The sequence below is a fragment of the Pseudomonas sp. EA_65y_Pfl2_P78 genome (assembly GCF_963970495.1).
Lineage (GTDB): Bacteria > Pseudomonadota > Gammaproteobacteria > Pseudomonadales > Pseudomonadaceae > Aquipseudomonas > Aquipseudomonas baetica_A.
In genome coordinates this window covers 28,910-47,203 of sequence record NZ_CAXAON010000028.1, presented here as the reverse complement: position 1 = coordinate 47,203, position 18,294 = coordinate 28,910, and the positions used below count along the sequence as shown (strand labels likewise).

Sequence of the window (18,294 nt, the reverse complement as noted above, 5' to 3'; positions counted from 1 at the left end):
CTCTGAATGGAGAGTGGAGGGACGTGTCGCGCTCCAGCCGAATGCACTAGAGCGGTGCACAAACGGGGAGCTAGTATAGAGGCCATCACCGAGCAATGGCGACAGGCGAATTGGCTTTTGAGGTAAGTTTTTCCGATTATTTCTCGACCGTTAGTCTAATGGTCGTGTCAGAGTCTCTACCCGATGTAGGACGTTTGCCTTGAAAGGTGAGGCAATCGCCACCACATTGAGCAAAATCCAGGTTTTTTCTTGCGCGACATCGGTCGTTTGCGCTCGTCCCCGTGGTGCTCCGCTTTGTTCGGAATGCCGCGATCCCAGAGGTGTTTATGTCCGAATTCCAGCTAGTCACCCGCTTCGAGCCCGCCGGCGATCAGCCAGAAGCCATCCGCCAATTGGTGGAGGGCATCGAAGCCGGGCTGGCGCACCAGACGCTGCTCGGTGTGACCGGCTCGGGCAAGACCTTCAGCATCGCCAATGTCATCTCGCAGATACAGCGCCCGACGCTGGTGCTGGCGCCGAACAAAACCCTCGCAGCGCAGTTGTACGGTGAGTTCAAGGCGTTCTTCCCGAACAACGCCGTCGAATACTTCGTTTCGTACTACGACTACTACCAGCCCGAAGCCTATGTGCCGTCGTCCGATACCTTCATCGAGAAGGATGCGTCGATCAACGACCACATCGAGCAGATGCGGCTGTCCGCGACCAAAGCGCTGCTGGAGCGCAAGGACGCGATCATCGTCACCACGGTGTCGTGCATCTACGGTCTGGGCAGCCCGGAAACTTATTTGAAGATGGTGCTGCACGTCGATCGCGGCGACAAACTCGATCAGCGCGCGCTGCTACGGCGTCTGGCTGACCTGCAATACACTCGCAATGACATGGATTTTGCCCGCGCGACCTTCCGCGTGCGCGGCGACGTGATCGACATCTACCCGGCGGAATCGGATCTGGAAGCGATCCGCATCGAACTGTTCGACGACGAGGTCGAGAGCATTTGCGCGTTCGACCCGCTGACCGGCGAAGTCATCCGCAAGATGCCGCGCTTCACCTTCTACCCGAAGAGCCACTATGTAACGCCGCGCGAGACTTTGCTCGACGCCATCGAGCACATCAAAGTTGAGTTGCAGGAGCGTCTGGAATACCTGCGCAGTAACAACAAATTGGTGGAGGCTCAGCGTCTGGAGCAGCGTACCCGTTTCGATTTGGAGATGATCCTCGAGTTGGGCTACTGCAATGGCATCGAAAACTATTCGCGCTATTTGTCCGGGCGTCCGGCGGGTGCGGCGCCGCCGACCCTCTACGATTACTTGCCGGCCGATGCCTTGCTGGTGATCGATGAATCACACGTCAGCGTGCCGCAGGTCGGCGCGATGTATAAGGGCGACCGTTCGCGTAAAGAGACCCTGGTGGAATACGGTTTCCGTTTGCCATCAGCGCTGGACAACCGACCAATGCGTTTCGACGAGTGGGAAGGGGTCAGTCCGCAGACGATTTTCGTCTCGGCCACGCCGGGTAACTACGAAGCCGAACATGCGGGGCGGGTAGTGGAGCAAGTGGTGCGTCCGACCGGGTTGGTCGACCCGCAAGTGGAGGTGCGCCCGGCACTTACTCAGGTCGATGATCTACTCTCGGAAATCACCAAGCGCGTGGCGGTGGAGGAGCGGGTGCTGGTGACCACGCTGACCAAGCGCATGGCCGAAGACCTTACTGATTACCTCGCCGACCACGGCGTGCGCGTGCGCTATCTGCACTCGGATATCGACACGGTCGAACGGGTCGAGATCATCCGCGATCTGCGTCTCGGCACTTTTGATGTACTGGTCGGGATCAACCTGCTGCGTGAAGGCCTGGACATGCCGGAAGTGTCGCTGGTGGCGATTCTTGATGCCGACAAGGAAGGCTTCCTGCGTTCCGAGCGGTCGCTGATCCAGACCATCGGCCGCGCCGCGCGTAACCTCAATGGCCGGGCGATTCTCTATGCCGATCGCATGACCGGTTCGATGGAGCGGGCGATTGGCGAAACCGAGCGACGTCGCGACAAGCAAATCGCGTTCAACCTGGAAAACGGTATCACCCCGAAAGGTGTGTTCAAGGATGTTGCTGACATCATGGAAGGCGCCACCGTGCCAGGCTCACGCAGCAAGAAGCGCAAGGGCATGGCCAAGGCCGCCGAGGAGAACGCCAAGTACGAAGCCCAATTGCGTTCACCAAGCGAGATCACCAAACGTATTCGTGCGCTGGAAGAGAAGATGTATCAGTTGGCGCGGGATCTGGAGTTTGAAGCGGCGGCGCAGATGCGTGATGAGATTGCCAAACTGCGCGAGCGGCTTTTGGCTGTTTGATGGGTGGTTTTAGGGCCCCTTCGCGAGCAAGCCCGCTCCCACACTGGATCTGTGTTGTTCACATAAGTCCTGTGGGCTTGCTCGCGAAGGGGGGGGGGGCGCTTCAGACACCCTGACAATCAGTGAGCCTCCCCAGCCTTCAGGCCTTGCGGCAATTTTTTGGTCAGTAAAATCGCCAGCATACTGATCCCCAGCGCAATCCCGACAAAATGAAACGCATCGTTATAGGCCATGATCGCTGCCTGTTGATGGACAATCTCACTCAACTTGCCCAGCGCCGCTGTATCACTGCCAAACCGATCCGCCATCGATGCCAGCCGCTGCGCTACCTGTGGATTGGTCGGCACCACCGCTTCGCGCAAGTAATCGAAGTAGGTCTTGGTTCGCGCATCCAATAGCGTCGCGAGCAGGGCAATGCCAATGGCGCCACCCAGGTTGCGCAGAATGTTGAACAGGCTCGACGCAGAACCGGCATCCTGCGGCAGGATATAAGCCGTGGCGATCAGCGAAATGGTCACCATGATCAGCGGCTGGCCCAGCGCCCGAATGATCTGGATTTGATTGAACTGCGGCCCGGCAAAGTCCGGGTTGAGCACTCCCGAAGAAAAACTCGCTAGGCCGAACAGTCCGAACCCCAACGTGCACAGCCACTTCGGCGAGACAAACTTCATCAGCTTCGGCACCAGCGGAATCAGAAACAACTGTGGCACGCCCATCCACATGATCACTTCGCCGATCTGCAGGGCGTTGTAATTCTGGATCTGCGCCAGATACAAGGGCAGCAGATAGATCGAGCCATACAGTCCGACACCCATGCCAAGGCTGGAAATGCTCGACAGGCCAAAGTTGCGGTTGCGCAGGATACCCAGGTTGATCAGCGGATTGGGTTTGGAAATCTGCACGATGACGAAGGTGATCAGACTCAGCAGCGCGATGCTGCCCAGGGTCACGATCAGGTTTGATTCGAGCCAGTCCTTGCGATGGCCTTCTTCAAGAAATACCTGCAAGCAACCGAGGCCGACGCCCAGGGTGAGAATGCCGGTGTAGTCGGTGCTTTTCAGCAGTTCCCAGTGCGCTTCTTTCTTCTCCAGCCCGTACATCAGCCCGGCGATCATGATCAGCCCCGGCGGAATGTTGATGTAGAAGATGTATTCCCAACCCCAATTTTCCGTGAGCCAGCCGCCGAGCGTGGGGCCTATGGACGGTGCAAAAGTGGCGGTCATGGCGAACATGGCCATGCCTTTGGCGCGATGGTGTTCGGGAAGCTTTATCAGCGTCAGGGTGAAGGCCAGCGGGATCAGCGCGCCACCGGTGAAGCCTTGCATGGCGCGAAAAACGATCATGCTCTCCAGGCTCCAGGCCATCGAGCACAACAACGAAGACGCCAGAAAACCCAGCGACACCCACACCGCCAGGCGCCGCGCCGAGAGCAACTGCACCAGCCACGCGGTCAGCGGGATCATGATGATTTCCGCGACCAGATACGAGGTGGAAATCCACGAACCTTCTTCCAGTGTCGCCGACAGTGCGCCCTGAATATCCTTGAGCGAGGAGTTGGTGATCTGGATGTCGAGCACCGCCATAAAGGCGCCGAGCATCACGCTCATCACCGCGATCCAGTCCCGCCGGGTCGGTTCGCCGACCGGACGGATCAGTGAATCACCGGCCATTGTCCGGGGCGTCTTTGATGTTCACGGTAGCGGTGACGGACATGCCCGGACGGATCTTGCCGTGCAGCGGATTATCGGCCTTGAAGGTCAGTTTCACCGGGATCCGTTGCACGACTTTGGTGAAGTTGCCGGTGGCATTGTCCGGCGGCAGCAGGCTGAACTGCGCACCGGAAGCGGCGAACAGGCTGTCGACCCGCGCCTCGATCGGCGTGTCGCTGTAGGCGTCGAAGGTCAGCTCGGCTTTTTGTCCGGGCTGCATGTGGCCGATCTGAGTCTCCTTGAAGTTGGCCTGCACCCAGATGTCTTCGTCCGGGACGATCGACAGCAGATAAGCGCCGGCCTGCACAATCTGGCCGTTACGCGCCGCGCGCTGGCCGACCAGGCCACTGATCGGGGCATGAATGTCGCTGCGGGTCAGATTGAGTTCGGCCTGAGCGAGATCGGCGCGGGCGTTGGCGATCTGAGCGTCGAGGCGTTTGATTTCGGCGGTCAGTGCGTTGACTTGCTGGCGCTGGCTTTGTGCATCGGCCTGTGCCTTGGCCACTTGCGAGCGGGCGATGTGGGTGTCGGCGGAAAGGGTGGTCACACGCTCTTCGGAGACATAGCCGGGTTTGCGCAGGGTTTGCGCCCGGGACAGGTCGATCTGCGAGCGGCCCAGGGTTGCCTGGGAGGCTGCCACCTGTGCATCGCTCGAGGCGATCAGGCTGGCCTGCTGAGTCAGCTTGCTCTGGGCTTGCAGTCGCTCGGCTTCGCGGGTGGCGAGGGCGGCGTTGGCCCGATCCACGGCCAGGCGGAAGTCTTCTCTTTCGAGGCGCACCAGCAATTGGCCTTTTTCCACATGCTGGTTGTCCTGCACCAGCACTTGATCGATGCGCGCGCTCAACTGACTCGACACGCGGGTTATCTCGCCCTGGACATAGGCGTTATCGGTGCTTTCATAAAAGCGCCCCTTGAAAAACCAGTGGGCGAAGAAGCCCCCGGCGATCAATAGGACCAACAGCAGTAAAATCAGCAGGCGACGCTTGAGTTGGGCAGGCATGGGCAAACTGTAGTCGAGGAATTGTAAGGAAAGTTATCAGGAGGCGAATCTGGCACGAAGCCGATAAACGGTAAATGCCATCGGCTGATATTCGGCCATTCACCGCGGCTTACGAGCATTCCAGACGCAAACTTGGCTTAAATGCCCTGCCCGCTGGAGCGGGGCGGGTGTCGCCTGTTACCATTCGCGGCTTGATTGTTCTTTGCTTTTCATTCTTTTCGAGACATGCCATGACCACCGTCCGCACTCGCATCGCGCCATCGCCTACCGGGGACCCCCACGTAGGTACCGCTTACATCGCATTGTTCAACTACTGCTTTGCCAAGCAGCATGGCGGTGAGTTCATCCTGCGCATCGAAGACACCGACCAGTTGCGTTCGACCCGCGAGTCCGAACAGCAGATCTTCGACGCCCTGCGCTGGCTGGGTATCGACTGGAGCGAAGGCCCGGACGTCGGCGGTCCGCACGGTCCGTATCGCCAGAGCGAACGCGGCGACATCTACCAAAAGTACTGCCAGCAACTGGTCGACATGGGGCATGCGTTCCCGTGCTTCTGTACCGCTGAAGAGCTGGATCAGATGCGCGCCGAGCAAATGGCTCGCGGCGAAACCCCACGCTACGACGGCCGCGCACTGCTGCTGTCCAAGGAAGAAGTCGCGGCCCGCCTGGCCGCTGGCGAACCCCACGTCATCCGCATGAAAGTGCCGAGCGAAGGTGTTTGCGTGGTGCCGGACATGCTGCGTGGCGACGTCGAGATCCCGTGGGATCGCATGGACATGCAAGTGCTGATGAAGACCGACGGCCTGCCGACGTACTTCCTTGCCAACGTAGTCGACGATCACCTGATGGGCATCACTCACGTATTGCGCGGCGAAGAGTGGCTGCCATCGGCGCCGAAACTGATTCTGCTGTACGAGTACTTCGGCTGGGAGCAACCGGAGTTGTGCTACATGCCGCTGCTGCGTAACCCGGACAAGAGCAAACTGTCCAAGCGCAAGAATCCGACCTCGGTGACGTTCTACGAGCGCATGGGCTTCATGCCGGAAGCGATGCTCAACTACCTGGGCCGCATGGGCTGGTCGATGCCGGACGAGCGCGAGAAGTTCTCGCTGCAGGAAATGGTCGACAACTTCGACCTCAAGCGCGTGTCCCTCGGCGGACCGATCTTCGACATCGAGAAACTGTCGTGGCTCAACGGCCAGTGGTTGCGTGACCTGCCGGTGGAAGAGTTCGCCGCGCGCGTGCAGAAGTGGGCGTTCAACGCCGAATACATGATGAAGATCGCGCCGCACGTCCAGGGCCGTGTTGAAACCTTCAGTCAGGTTGCACCGCTGGGCGGGTTCTTCTTCGCCGGCGGCGTCAATCCGGATGCCAAGCTGTTCGAATCGAAAAAGCTCTCGGGCGATCAGGTTCGCCAATTGATGCAGTTGATCCTGTGGAAGCTCGAAAGCCTGCGACAGTGGGAGAAGGACAACATCACCGCGACGATTCAGGCGGTGGTCGAATCCCTTGAGCTGAAACTGCGTGACGCGATGCCGCTGATGTTCGCGGCCATCACCGGGCAAGCGAGTTCGGTGTCGGTGCTCGACGCGATGGAAATCCTCGGGCCGGACCTGACCCGTTTCCGTCTGCGTCAGGCGATTGACCTGCTGGGCGGCGTGTCTAAGAAAGAAAACAAAGAGTGGGAAAAGCTGTTGGGCGCTATCGCCTGATTGCGTTTGACGCTGCTGGAGTCGCCGAAGGCCGGGATCGTTTGATGCCGGCCTTCGGCGTTTTCCCCAGATATACGGGGTGAGGGCGGTAAGTGGTTGTTATGTCGGCAAAAAACTTTGAAATATTTTAAAAATAAGTTTGACAGCCCTCCGATGCGCCATTAAGATTCGCCCCGTCCTCAGCGATGACATCAACGATGAGGGGCTATAGCTCAGCTGGGAGAGCGCTTGCATGGCATGCAAGAGGTCGACGGTTCGATCCCGTCTAGCTCCACCAATTTACACTTCGAAGCCTGGCCACACCGGCTCCGAAGCGATCAACACTCAGCGTTGATCAGTTGTATAGAAGGGTTTGCGTCCCCTTCGTCTAGTGGCCTAGGACACCGCCCTTTCACGGCGGTAACAGGGGTTCGAGTCCCCTAGGGGACGCCAGTTTTACAGAAGCGATGTTGCAAAAGATCGCTCCGCCGCGAGGCGAAAAATCCGGGGCTATAGCTCAGCTGGGAGAGCGCCTGCATGGCATGCAGGAGGTCAGCGGTTCGATCCCGCTTAGCTCCACCAATTTTACAGCTCATGGTCTGGCCACACCGACCTTGAGTCGATCAGCTCTCAGCACTGATCAGTTGTATAGAAGGGTTTGTGTCCCCTTCGTCTAGTGGCCTAGGACACCGCCCTTTCACGGCGGTAACAGGGGTTCGAGTCCCCTAGGGGACGCCACGATTACCCGCTCTGCGGGATTTATAAGGGTCATTCAATTATTGAATGGCCCTTTTGTTTGTCTGGCGTTTGGCCAATTCTCCTTTTTCCTTACACTGTGCTTCAGACCAGCGGTCATATCCTCGACTTGCAGAATATTATTATGAGAATAATATTCTAGTCGTAATATTCGGAGGCAACGATGAACGATAAAAAAGCTCAGACCCGCGAACGCATCCTCAAGGCTGCCAGTGCCGCGCTGATCCAGCGCGGCCCGGCGGACCCAAGCGTAGGCGAAGTGATGGGCGCAGCCGGGCTGACCGTCGGCGGCTTCTATGCGCACTTCGAAAGCAAGGACGCGATGATGCTGGAGGCGTTCAAGCAATTGCTCGGTCGCCGCCGCGACTTGATTGCCGACATGGACACCGAGCTGACCGGTGAAGAACGTCGCGCACTGGTCGCTACGTTTTACCTGTCGCGCAAGCACCGCGACTCCAGCGATGCAGCCTGTCCGATCCCGGCCTCGATCGGTGAGCTGGGGCGTTTGCCGGAGTCGTTCCGCATCGCGCTCAACGAACACCTGGAATTGATGATTGCGCAGTTGGCGTCCAGCCCTGAGGACACTGACAAAGCCCTGGCCGACGTGGCCTTGATGGTGGGTGGGCTGGCACTCGCAAGAGCGCTCGGCCCGGGAGATTTATCCGATCGATTGCTGCGCGCCGCCAAGTCGGCGGTGCGTTGACCTGAAGGCAACACGCCTGAGGAGAGAGCGATGAACACGTTGAAGTGGGTTCGTGGCGTTAATGGCACCTTGGGCTGGATTGCACCGAAACGCGTGGCGAGCAAAATGCGCCTGGCGTTCATGACGCCGCGGTCGCTGCCCCTGCGGGATTGGGAGTTGCCGCTGCTGGCCAATTCCGAACGCATCACGTTGCGCTTCGGTCTGTCAGCCCTGCGCTGGGGCCAAGGCCCGACCGTTTTGCTGATGCATGGCTGGGAAGGGCGGCCAACCCAATTCGCCGCGCTGATCACTGCGCTGGTCGAAGCCGGTTACACGGTCGTCGCACTCGATGGCCCGGCTCACGGCAGATCGCCAGGGCGTGAAGCCAATGTCGTGCTGTTCGCTCGCGCCATGCTCGAAGCGGCTGCCGAGCTGCCGCCACTGCAAGCCGTTATTGGCCATTCCATGGGGGGCGCCAGTGCGATGCTTGCCGTGCAGTTGGGCTTGCGCACCGAAACCCTTGTCAGCATCGCTGCTCCCGCCCGAATCCTGGGTGTGCTGCGCGGGTTCGCCCGTTATGTCGGCATGCCGCCCAGAGCGCGTTCGGCATTTATCCGCCAGGTCGAGCAGGATGTCGGCATGCGCGCCGCCACGCTGGATGTCGCCCATTATCAGTTGGATATGCCCGGTCTGATCGTGCATGCCGAAGATGACAATTTTGTCTCGGTCAAAGAGTCTCAATGGATCCACGAAGCCTGGTTTGACAGTCGTCTTCTGCGCCTCGAAAGCGGTGGTCATCAGCGCGTGCTGGCCGACCCTCGGGTGATTGATGGCGTGTTATCACTGTTGGCCGGCCGCAGCCTTCAGGCACGGCAATCGGCCTGAGCATCCGTTACACTGCCCCGGTTGAATCATCTGACCGGGAGTGGGGCATGGGCTGGGATCGAGCAACGCCGTTTACCATTGATCTGCAAGTAGGCGCCGAGGACATCGACGGGCTGGGCCACGCAAACAACGCGGTCTACGTGACTTGGCTCGAACGCTGCGCCTGGCGCCACTCGCAGCGTCTGGGGCTGGATCTGGTCGAGTATCGGCGGCTCGACCGGGCGATGGCGGTGGTGCGTCACGAGATCGATTATCTGGCAGCCGCCTATGAGGGCGACGAACTGCAATTGGCGACCTGGATTGTCGATTGGGATCAGCGCCTGAAAATGACCCGGCATTTCCAGCTGATCCGCCCGAGCGACAACACCACTCTGTTGCGCGCCCAAACCACGTTCGTCTGCATCGAACTGTCCACCGGCAAACCCAAGCGCATGCCGGCGGAGTTCATCGAGGGGTATGGCCCGGCGATCCAGTCGTCAGAGTTAGCGAAAATCTAAATGTGGGCTTGCTCGCGAAGGCGTCGTGTCAGCCAGCACGTTTATCGACTGACACACTGCCTTCGCGAGCAAGCCCGCTCCCACAAGGGATCTGCGGTTTTTCTCGTAATCCAGTAAACTGCCGCACGTTTTTCCTCTGAGTAGTGTTTTTTCCATGCAAATTGCTCTGGCGCCCATGGAGGGGTTGGTCGACGACATCCTTCGTGACGTGCTGACCCGCGTTGGCGGTATCGACTGGTGCGTGACCGAATTCATTCGGGTCAACGATCAGTTGCTCACCCCGGCCTATTTCCACAAGTTCGGCCCGGAGCTGCTCAACGGTGCGCGCACGGCGTCCGGAGTGCCTTTGCGCGTCCAGTTGTTGGGTTCCGACCCGGTGTGCCTGGCGGAGAACGCTGCACTGGCCTGCGAACTCGGCTCCGAAGTGATCGACCTCAACTTCGGTTGTCCGGCCAAGACTGTCAACAAATCCCGTGGTGGGGCGGTGCTGCTCAAGGAGCCTGAGCTGCTCAACCAGATCGTCGAGCACGTGCGTCGCGCCGTGCCTGCGCACATCCCTGTCACCGCAAAAATGCGTCTGGGCTTCGACAGCCCGGACGGCTCGCTGGTCTGCGCCACGGCGTTGGCTGAAGGCGGCGCCGAACACATCGTGGTTCACGCCCGAACCAAAATGGATGGCTACAAACCGCCGGCGCATTGGGAGTGGATTCCTCGCGTGCAGGACGTGGTCAAGGTGCCGGTATTCGCCAACGGCGATATCTGGAGCGTCGAAGACTGGCGCCGTTGCCGTGAAATCAGCGGCGTGGAAGACATCATGCTCGGTCGCGGCCTGGTTTCGCGCCCGGATCTGGCCAGGCAGATCGCCGCTGCACGTGCTGGTGAGGAAGTGGTCGAGATGACCTGGGCCGAGCTGATGCCATTGATTCAGGATTTCTGGCTGCAAGCCAAAGCGCAGATGACTGCGCGCCAATCCCCAGGCCGTCTGAAGCAATGGCTGGCCATGCTGACACGCAATTATCCCGAAGCCACTGAGCTGTTCACCGTCCTGCGCCGTGAGACGGAACCGGATCATGTCTCGCGCTTGCTGGGTCTGCCGGTCGCTGAAGTGGCCTGAAAAAAATCTGAAAATAATCTCTTGAAATCAAATCAGTGGTCCCTATCTAAGGGGTACGCGATGCCGAATTCGGGTCGCGCAGACATAAAACCTTGCTGATTGTTTTCAGGAGATTTGAACCATGAGCACTGCATTTTCCCTCGCACCGCTGTTCCGTTCCTCGGTAGGCTTCGACCGTTTCAACGACCTGTTCGAAACCGCCCTGCGCAACGAGCCAGGCAGCACCTATCCACCTTACAACGTGGAAAAACACGGTGATGACCAATACCGCATCGTCGTAGCGGCAGCCGGTTTCCAGGAAGAAGACCTGGAACTGCAGGTCGAGAAGGGTGTGCTGACCGTCAGCGGCGGCAAACGTGACGCCAACGAAGGCGTGACCTTTCTGCATCAGGGCATTGCCCAGCGTGCTTTCAAACTGTCCTTCCGCCTGGCCGATCACATCGAGATCAAGGCTGCCGATCTGAGTAACGGTCTGCTGAGCATCGACCTGCTGCGGGTGATTCCGGAAGAGGCGAAGGCCAAGCGCATCCCGATCAACGGGACGCAAAAGCCGGCTCTGCAGCACTGATTCACTTGCGCACACACATTGTCTGAACAGGCGCTGAGTCGTTGAACGAAGGCCCCGATACGTCGGGGCCTTTTTTGTGCGCATGCGTCCTGCTTGAGTGAGCCGAGTACCAGCGCCGACAACTCTTCCGGGCTGAACTGACGAACACCGAGCTGGACTTGTTTATCGCTGCCCATGAAACGTTTGAATGCTGCGGCGGTGCGATCAGGGTGCGTGGTCAGGCGCGCGCGGGCGGCTTTGCCCACCAGAATCGTGTCGTCTTCATCGAGGCTGACCACCGAGGGCGTCAGCACATCACCCAAGGCGTTGGGAATCAACCGGGCCTGACCGTCCTGCCAGACGGCGATCAAGCTGTTGGTGGTGCCAAGGTCGATGCCCAGCAGGGCCGGGCGGGGGAGGGTTGCATCCTGCATGACAGATCTCGAAACGGCGCAAAAACCGCGACCCTACAGGTTGCTGTCAGCACTGGCAATTGCCATTCTGTTGCAAGCTGCGCGTCTGCGAACATCAGGACAGCAGCTTTTTCAGTTCTTCCAGCGGCAATGGTCGACTGTGTAAATAACCCTGATACAAGTGACAGCCCAGGCCTTGCAGAAAGGCCAATTGTTCCGGGGTTTCCACGCCTTCGGCAATCACTTCCAATTGCAGGCTGCGGGCCATGGCGACGATGGCGCGGATGATCTCGGCGTCGTTTGGGTCGGTGGTCGCATCGCGGATGAACGACTGGTCAATTTTCAGCGTATCCACCGGTAAACGCTTGAGGTAAGTCAGCGACGAGTAACCGGTGCCGAAATCGTCCATGGCGAAGCTCACGCCGAGTTTTTTCAAGCGGCGCATTTTGTTGATGGTGTCTTCCAGGTTCTGGATGACGATGCCTTCGGTGATTTCCAGTTTCAGCAGCGAGCAGGGCAGGCTGTGGCTGGTCATGCTGTGTTCAATGCGCTCGACGAAGTCGTTCTGCCGGAACTGCCGGGGGCTGATGTTGACGCACAGACTGAAGTTAAGCGGATCAACCAGTTTCAGGGCGATCAACGTTTTGAATGCCTCGCAGGCTTCGTCGAGGATCCACGTCCCGACTTCCAGAATCAGGCCGCTATCCTCCAGCACTTTGATGAACTCGGCGGGCGACTGTGCGCCGAGAGCCGGGTGATTCCAGCGTACCAGTGCTTCGGCGCCGATGATGCGGTTGTCCCGAGCGTCGATCTGCGGCTGAAAATGCACGTTGAATTCGCCGCGAGACAAGGCCAGGCGCAAGTCGGTCTCCATGCGCAGTCGTTCGCTGGCGGCTTTCTGCATGGTGTGGTGATACATCTGCGTGGTGTTGCGCCCGGAATCCTTGGCCCGGTACAGGGCAATGTCGGCGCGCTTGAGCAGGTCGGTCGGGGTCGAGCCGTGGTCCGGAATCAGCGCCACGCCAATGCTTGGCGTGACCTGCAAGCGCTGACCGTCGAGAAACATGGGCTCCGATAGCAGTTCACGGAGCGTGTCGGCCAGTTCGCGCACTTGCGTGCTGACTTCATTGCGCGAGCCTTCCAAACCGCTGAGCAATACCACGAACTCATCGCCGCCCAGACGGGCGACCGTGTCTTCCATGCGTACGCTCGCTTCAAGGCGGGCGGTGATGATTTTCAGTACCGTGTCGCCGACCGGGTGGCCGAGCGAATCGTTGATGTGCTTGAAGTGATCCAGATCGAGAAACAGCAATGCGCCACGCAAATTATGGCGTTTGAGCAGGGCGATCTGCTGGCTCAGGCGATCCATCAGCAGGGCACGATTGGGCAGGTTGGTCAGCGGATCGTGGTAAGCCAGGTGGCGGATTTGTGCTTCAGCGTTTTTCAGCAGGCTGACGTCCCGAGCGGTGAGCAGCAGGCACGCTGTTTCATTCAGGGTGATCGGTTCGACCGAGACTTCTACCGTCAGCAATTCCCCGCGCTTGTTGCGCCCGAGCATTTCCTGGTGATGCACGCGGCCCTTTATCTGTAATTCGGCAAGCAACGCCGAGCGCTGTTTTTCTTCGGCCCAGATGCCCACCTGATAGGCGGTTTTGCCCACGACTTCATCGGCGCGATAACCGGTGAGGCGACAGAAACCGTCGTTGACCTCCAGATAGCGCCCGGTATCGCGCTCGGTAATGGTGATCGCGTCGGGGCTGGAGTGAAATGCCTTGGCAAACTTCTCTTCGCTGGCTTTGAGCGCCGCTTCCGAACGTTGCTGCTGGGTGATGTCGCGCAGCGTGGTGACGATGCACGGTTGATTGCCAACGCTGATCTGGCGACTGGAAATCACGCAGGTCAGCGATTGGCCATCCTTGTGCTGGACGATGATCGCCACATTGCTCAGGCCTTGTTCGCGGATCACCCGTTCGATACGTTGCAGGCTTTTCGCCGAGGCATCCCACAGGCCGATTTCTTCGGCGGTGTGGCCAATGATATCAACGGCGCTCCAGCCGAATGTTTGGCTGAAACTTGAATTGATCTCGATGAACTCGCCGCTGTCCTGGCGCGTAACGCAGATCGGATCGGGGCTGACCTGAAACAGCGTGGCGAATTTCTCTTCCGACGCGACCAGTCGTTGCTCGCGCTCGACCTGGTCGGTGATGTCCAGCAACGTGCCGGCCATGCGCAGCGGGGCGCCGTTTTCGTCGCGATAGAGGCGGGCGCGGCTTTCCAGGTAGCGTGAACTCCCGTCCGGGAGCTGTACGCGATAAGTCAGCTGATAATTGCCCGCCGGGCCTTCGCGCAGGCTGCGGTAGGCATCGCGCATGCTGTCGCGTTCTTCGCCGGGCACGCCTTCGAAAAACTCGTCGAACGATTCATGAAACGGTTTCGGCTCCAGGCCGTGCAATTGCGCGGCTCGTGCCGAGCCGTAGAGCATGCCGCTGGGGATGTGCCAGTCCCAGGTGCCGAGTTGTGCCGAGTCCAGCGCCAGGTCGAGGCGTTCCTGGCTGTCCTTCAGCGCGTGTTCGGCGGCTTTGCGTTCGGTGGTGTCGAGGAAGGTGCTCAGCAGATACGGCTGGCCTTCGAGTTCGACTTTCTGCGCGCTGAGAATGCCGTCATGAACCTGACCATTGCTGGCGCGAAACTGCACTTCCATGCTGATCAGTTCGCCCTTGGCCTTGGTTTTCTTCACCAGTTCGGCCCGTTCCTCCGGATGCACCCACAGGCCCAGTTCCAGCGTGGTGCGGCCAATCGCGCTCTGCACCGGCCAGCCGAACAGGCTTTCGAAATACTGGTTGGCTTCGCTGATCAGGCCGTCTTCCTGGCGGGTCAGTAAAACCATGTTCGGACACAGGTGAAACAGCGTGGCGAAACGTTTTTCCGAGCTGCTCAGGGCCTGTTCGCGTTGCCGTTGGTGGGTGATTTCGCGAATCACCCCGATCATTCGGGGGCGGCCGTTTTTGTCCGGGAGCAGACTTCCGCTGACCTCCAGCCAATGCAGGCTGCCATCGGGCCAGCGGATGCGGTGATGCATCGCCTGTTCCAGCGGCGCTCCGGCGATCACTGCGTGGAAGGCGCGAACGGTTTTTGCCCGGTCTTCCGGTGGCAACAGGTCAAGGTATTCGAGGTCTTCCGGCAGTGGCTTGCGCGGATCGAAACCGAACAACGCCTGCGTCCCCCGCGACCAGCTGATCTGCCCGCGTTCGATGTCCCAGTACCAGGCGCCGAGCCTTGCGCCATTGAGCGCGGCCAGTAATTGCGGCGCGCTCTCCCAGCTCTGCTCGGAGTAACGCGGGTCAATGGCTTGAATGCGCGGCATCGGCGGAATTCGGTCAACAGACTTCGGCATCGTTAACAGGCCTTGAGCGGATGGTGGCGTTAGGCACAGGGACAGCGGCTCTATAGGAGTAGCACAAGTTAGCCCAGAGTCCCTGGCAGATCGATTTGTGCGTCCAATAAGGCCATAAATGCTCTTGCCGCATTCGATAGCGTCCGTTCGGTGTGCACGATATAGCCTAGCTGGCGGCTGAGCTGTATGCCCGGCAATGCGATGCTTGCCACCTGCTCATCGAGCATGGTGCGCGGCAAAACGCTCCAGGCAAGGCCGATGGAAACCATCATCTTGATGGTTTCCAGATAGTTGGTGCTCATGGCGATGTTCGGCGCCAGCCCTTGGGCCTCGAATAAGCGCTGCACAATATGGTGTGTGAAGGTATTTCCGCCGGGGAATACGGCCGGATGACGGGCGATGTCCTCAAGGCTGACGGGGCCATTACTGATCAGCGAGTGTTCCGGAGCGACGACAAAATCCAGCGGATCGTCCCAGACAGGTGTGGCTTTGACCAACGAATGGGGCTCCGGCGCCAGGGTGATGACCGCCAGTTCTGCACGTCCATGGAGAATTTCCTCGTAGGCCACTTCCGAATCGAGGAACTGAATATCCAGCGCGACCTGTGGGTAGCGGCGGGTGAACTCTCTTAATAAGGGGGGCAGGCGGTGCAGGCCAATGTGGTGACTGGTGGCCAGGGTCAGGCGGCCGCTGACTTCGCCGGTCAGGTTGGTCAGGGCGCGGCGGGTGTCGTCCAGCACGTTGAGGATCTGATAAGCCCGTGGCAGCAGGGCGCGACCGGCCTCGGTCAGGCCGACTTCACGGCCCAGTCGATCGAACAGGCGCACCTTCAATTGCTGTTCCAGCCCGGCAATGCGTTTGCTGATGGCCGGTTGTGTCAGGTGCAGGCGTTCACCGGCGCCGGAGAAGCTGCCAGTCTCGGCAATCGCGATAAAAGCGTTGAGGTTGGCCAGATCCATTGGTTGTATTCCAGTTGGTTATCCAAAGCATAAAAAATATGAATTTGAGTTATTTAATGTAACCCCATAGGATCGGCCTCACAAGCCAAAGGGTTATTGATAAGCCCAAGGCATAGAAACAAGCTGATGAGGAACCGTCTGATGGCCGGCAAAACGCTCTACGACAAGCTCTGGGATTCGCATTTGGTCAAGCAGCGCGACGATGGCTCGGCGCTGATTTACATCGATCGTCACATCATTCACGAAGTGACCTCGCCGCAAGCCTTTGAAGGCCTGCGTCTGGCCGGGCGCAAGCCATGGCGTATCGATGCCAATATCGCCACCCCGGACCACAACGTACCGACGACTCCGGAGCGCAAGGGCGGCATCGAAGCCATCGCCGACCAGGTCTCGCGTTTGCAGGTTCAGACCCTCGATGACAACTGTGATGAGTACGGCATCGTCGAGTTCAAGATGAATGACGTCCGCCAGGGCATCGTCCATGTGATCAGCCCGGAGCAGGGCGCGACCTTGCCGGGCATGACGGTTGTGTGTGGTGACTCGCACACCTCGACCCATGGTGCATTTGGCGCATTGGCTCACGGCATCGGCACTTCCGAGGTCGAGCACGTGCTCGCCACCCAGTGCCTGGTCGCCAAGAAAATGAAAAACATGCTGGTGCGCGTTGAAGGCCAATTGCCGTTCGGCGTGACCGCCAAGGACATCGTCCTTGCCGTGATCGGCAAGATCGGCACCGCCGGCGGTAACGGCCATGCCATCGAATTTGCCGGCAGCGCGATCCGCGACTTGTCCGTCGAAGGCCGCATGACCATCTGCAACATGTCCATCGAAGCCGGCGCCCGCGTGGGTCTGGTGGCCGCGGATCAAAAAACGGTCGATTACGTGAAAGGTCGTCCATTCGCACCGAAAGGCGCGCAGTGGGACATGGCGGTCGAGGCCTGGAAGGATCTGGTTTCCGACGTCGATGCCAGGTTCGACACTGTGGTTGAACTCGACGCTGCGCAGATCAAGCCGCAAGTCAGTTGGGGCACTTCGCCGGAAATGGTCCTGGCCGTTGATCAGAACGTCCCTGACCCGGCCAAAGAGATGGATCTGGTCAAGCGCGACTCGATCGTCCGCGCCTTGAAATACATGGGCTTGACCGCCAATCAGGCGATCACCGACATTCAACTGGATCGCGTGTTCATTGGTTCCTGCACCAACTCGCGGATCGAGGATTTGCGCGCTGCGGCAGTCATCGCCAAGGGCCGTAAAGTCGCTTCGACCATCAAGCAAGCGATTGTGGTGCCGGGCTCGGGTCTGGTGAAGGCGCAAGCTGAATCCGAAGGTCTGGACAAGATTTTCCTCGACGCCGGTTTTGAATGGCGTGAGCCGGGTTGCTCGATGTGCCTGGCAATGAACCCGGACCGATTGGAGTCCGGCGAACATTGCGCCTCGACGTCCAACCGTAACTTCGAGGGCCGTCAAGGCGCCGGTGGCCGTACCCACCTCGTCAGCCCGGCCATGGCCGCAGCGGCGGCGGTGAACGGTCGTTTCATCGACGTTCGTGAATTGATTTAAGGAGCGCAGCATGAAAGCCTTCACCCAGCACACAGGTCTTGTCGCGCCTTTGGATCGTGCCAACGTCGACACCGACCAGATCATTCCGAAGCAGTTCTTGAAATCGATCAAACGCACCGGTTTCGGCCCTAACCTGTTCGACGAGTGGCGTTACCTGGATGTGGGTCAACCGTATCAGGACAACTCCAAGCGCCCTCTGAACAAGGAATTCGTCCTCAACGCCGAGCGTTATCAAGGCGCCAGCGTGTTGCTGGCCCGCGAGAACTTCGGTTGCGGCTCCAGCCGTGAGCACGCGCCGTGGGCGCTGGAAGAATACGGTTTTCGCAGCATCATCGCGCCGAGTTACGCCGACATCTTCTTCAACAACAGCTTCAAGAACGGTTTGCTGCCGATCATCTTGAGTGACGCTGAAGTCGACGAACTGTTCAAACAGGTCGAGGCCGAGCCGGGTTATCAATTGCAGGTCGATCTGCACGCGCAAACCGTGACCCGTCCGGATGGAAAGGTTTACAACTTTGAAATCGATGCGTTCCGCAAGCACTGCCTGTTGAACGGTCTGGACGATATCGGTCTGACCTTGCAGGACGGCGATGCGATTGCGACGTTTGAGGCCAAGCATCGGGTCAGCCAGCCGTGGTTGTTTCGCGACGCGTGATTGATTCGAGATTGATGCAGTCAGGGCCAGCCTCTTCGGGAGCAAGCCCCCTCCCACAGGGTTGTTGTATAGGCCACAAATCCAGGGTGG

At 59.3% G+C, this 18,294-nt stretch carries 13 protein-coding genes, 4 tRNA genes and 1 pseudogene; 13 read left to right on the top strand and 5 right to left on the bottom strand.

The genetic code is table 11. The features are described from left to right. The first annotated feature begins 326 nt into the window (after positions 1–326). Positions 327–2,342, top strand: a complete 2,016-nt coding sequence (gene uvrB / locus AACY02_RS19945; RefSeq protein ID WP_339433438.1) for an excinuclease ABC subunit UvrB — start codon at positions 327–329, stop codon at positions 2,340–2,342. 119 nt (positions 2,343–2,461) lie between these two features. Here uvrB and AACY02_RS19940 read toward each other — a convergent pair whose 3' ends face one another. Further along, complete coding sequence (locus AACY02_RS19940) at positions 2,462–3,952, bottom strand: MDR family MFS transporter (protein ID WP_339433469.1); 1,491 nt, start codon at positions 3,950–3,952, stop codon at positions 2,462–2,464. Positions 3,953–4,001: 49 nt separating this feature from the next. Continuing rightward, positions 4,002–5,051, bottom strand: a complete 1,050-nt coding sequence (locus AACY02_RS19935; RefSeq protein ID WP_339433437.1) for an HlyD family secretion protein — start codon at positions 5,049–5,051, stop codon at positions 4,002–4,004. Between the two features lie 230 nt (positions 5,052–5,281). Between AACY02_RS19935 and gltX the strand changes: the two genes are divergently transcribed. From gltX to AACY02_RS19885, 10 genes are all read left to right on the top strand, one after another. After that, complete coding sequence (gltX, locus tag AACY02_RS19930; protein ID WP_339433436.1) at positions 5,282–6,763, top strand: glutamate--tRNA ligase; 1,482 nt, start codon at positions 5,282–5,284, stop codon at positions 6,761–6,763. Between the two features lie 201 nt (positions 6,764–6,964). Then, positions 6,965–7,040: transfer RNA gene (locus AACY02_RS19925), tRNA-Ala, on the top strand. Positions 7,041–7,119: 79 nt separating this feature from the next. Next, positions 7,120–7,195 (top strand) — tRNA-Glu (locus AACY02_RS19920). A 53-nt stretch (positions 7,196–7,248) separates the two neighbouring features. Beyond that, a tRNA-Ala gene (locus AACY02_RS19915) sits at positions 7,249–7,324 on the top strand. A gap of 80 nt (positions 7,325–7,404) precedes the next feature. After that, positions 7,405–7,480 (top strand) — tRNA-Glu (locus AACY02_RS19910). Between the two features lie 181 nt (positions 7,481–7,661). Then, positions 7,662–8,201: a TetR/AcrR family transcriptional regulator gene (locus tag AACY02_RS19905; protein WP_339433435.1), complete on the top strand. Its 540-nt coding sequence runs from the start codon at positions 7,662–7,664 to the stop codon at positions 8,199–8,201. Positions 8,202–8,231: 30 nt separating this feature from the next. After that, the gene (locus tag AACY02_RS19900; protein ID WP_339433434.1) at positions 8,232–9,065 is read left to right on the top strand and encodes an alpha/beta fold hydrolase; all 834 of its coding nucleotides are present in this window, start codon (positions 8,232–8,234) and stop codon (positions 9,063–9,065) included. A gap of 47 nt (positions 9,066–9,112) precedes the next feature. After that, the gene (locus tag AACY02_RS19895) at positions 9,113–9,562 is read left to right on the top strand and encodes an acyl-CoA thioesterase (protein WP_339433433.1); all 450 of its coding nucleotides are present in this window, start codon (positions 9,113–9,115) and stop codon (positions 9,560–9,562) included. A 154-nt stretch (positions 9,563–9,716) separates the two neighbouring features. Continuing rightward, entirely contained in the window at positions 9,717–10,676 is a 960-nt protein-coding gene (locus AACY02_RS19890; protein ID WP_339433432.1) for a tRNA dihydrouridine synthase, read from the top strand. A 121-nt stretch (positions 10,677–10,797) separates the two neighbouring features. Beyond that, positions 10,798–11,244 carry an Hsp20 family protein gene (locus AACY02_RS19885; protein WP_339433431.1) on the top strand — a complete coding sequence of 149 codons (447 nt, stop codon included), beginning with the start codon at positions 10,798–10,800 and terminating at the stop codon, positions 11,242–11,244. A gap of 86 nt (positions 11,245–11,330) precedes the next feature. Here AACY02_RS19885 and AACY02_RS19880 read toward each other — a convergent pair. From AACY02_RS19880 to AACY02_RS19870, 3 genes and pseudogenes are all read right to left on the bottom strand, one after another. Beyond that, a pseudogene (locus tag AACY02_RS19880) lies at positions 11,331–11,657 on the bottom strand (Hsp70 family protein); the annotation flags it as partial. Between the two features lie 94 nt (positions 11,658–11,751). After that, positions 11,752–15,030, bottom strand: a complete 3,279-nt coding sequence (locus AACY02_RS19875; RefSeq protein ID WP_339433430.1) for a PAS domain S-box protein — start codon at positions 15,028–15,030, stop codon at positions 11,752–11,754. A gap of 68 nt (positions 15,031–15,098) precedes the next feature. After that, positions 15,099–15,989: a LysR family transcriptional regulator gene (locus AACY02_RS19870; protein WP_339433429.1), complete on the bottom strand. Its 891-nt coding sequence runs from the start codon at positions 15,987–15,989 to the stop codon at positions 15,099–15,101. Between the two features lie 141 nt (positions 15,990–16,130). On the opposite strand from AACY02_RS19870, the gene leuC reads away from it, so the two are divergent. Then, a complete protein-coding gene (leuC, locus tag AACY02_RS19865) occupies positions 16,131–17,549 on the top strand; it encodes a 3-isopropylmalate dehydratase large subunit (RefSeq protein WP_339433428.1) in 1,419 nt (472 codons plus the stop codon). A 10-nt stretch (positions 17,550–17,559) separates the two neighbouring features. Continuing rightward, positions 17,560–18,204, top strand: coding sequence for a 3-isopropylmalate dehydratase small subunit (leuD, locus tag AACY02_RS19860; RefSeq protein WP_339433427.1), 645 nt, complete (start codon positions 17,560–17,562; stop codon positions 18,202–18,204). Positions 18,205–18,294 lie beyond the last annotated feature (90 nt).

Excerpts from the sequence above, each read along its gene's own strand:
- uvrB (WP_339433438.1), top strand. The coding sequence starts at position 327 with ATGTCCGAATTCCAGCTAGTCACCCGCTTCGAGCCCGCCGGCGATCAG.
- AACY02_RS19935 (WP_339433437.1), bottom strand. The coding sequence starts at position 5,051 with ATGCCTGCCCAACTCAAGCGTCGCCTGCTGATTTTACTGCTGTTGGTC.
- gltX (WP_339433436.1), top strand. The coding sequence starts at position 5,282 with ATGACCACCGTCCGCACTCGCATCGCGCCATCGCCTACCGGGGACCCC.
- AACY02_RS19905 (WP_339433435.1), top strand. The coding sequence starts at position 7,662 with ATGAACGATAAAAAAGCTCAGACCCGCGAACGCATCCTCAAGGCTGCC.
- AACY02_RS19900 (WP_339433434.1), top strand. The coding sequence starts at position 8,232 with ATGAACACGTTGAAGTGGGTTCGTGGCGTTAATGGCACCTTGGGCTGG.
- AACY02_RS19895 (WP_339433433.1), top strand. The coding sequence starts at position 9,113 with ATGGGCTGGGATCGAGCAACGCCGTTTACCATTGATCTGCAAGTAGGC.
- AACY02_RS19890 (WP_339433432.1), top strand. The coding sequence starts at position 9,717 with ATGCAAATTGCTCTGGCGCCCATGGAGGGGTTGGTCGACGACATCCTT.
- AACY02_RS19885 (WP_339433431.1), top strand. The coding sequence starts at position 10,798 with ATGAGCACTGCATTTTCCCTCGCACCGCTGTTCCGTTCCTCGGTAGGC.
- AACY02_RS19875 (WP_339433430.1), bottom strand. The coding sequence starts at position 15,030 with ATGCCGAAGTCTGTTGACCGAATTCCGCCGATGCCGCGCATTCAAGCC.
- AACY02_RS19870 (WP_339433429.1), bottom strand. The coding sequence starts at position 15,989 with ATGGATCTGGCCAACCTCAACGCTTTTATCGCGATTGCCGAGACTGGC.
- leuC (WP_339433428.1), top strand. The coding sequence starts at position 16,131 with ATGGCCGGCAAAACGCTCTACGACAAGCTCTGGGATTCGCATTTGGTC.
- leuD (WP_339433427.1), top strand. The coding sequence starts at position 17,560 with ATGAAAGCCTTCACCCAGCACACAGGTCTTGTCGCGCCTTTGGATCGT.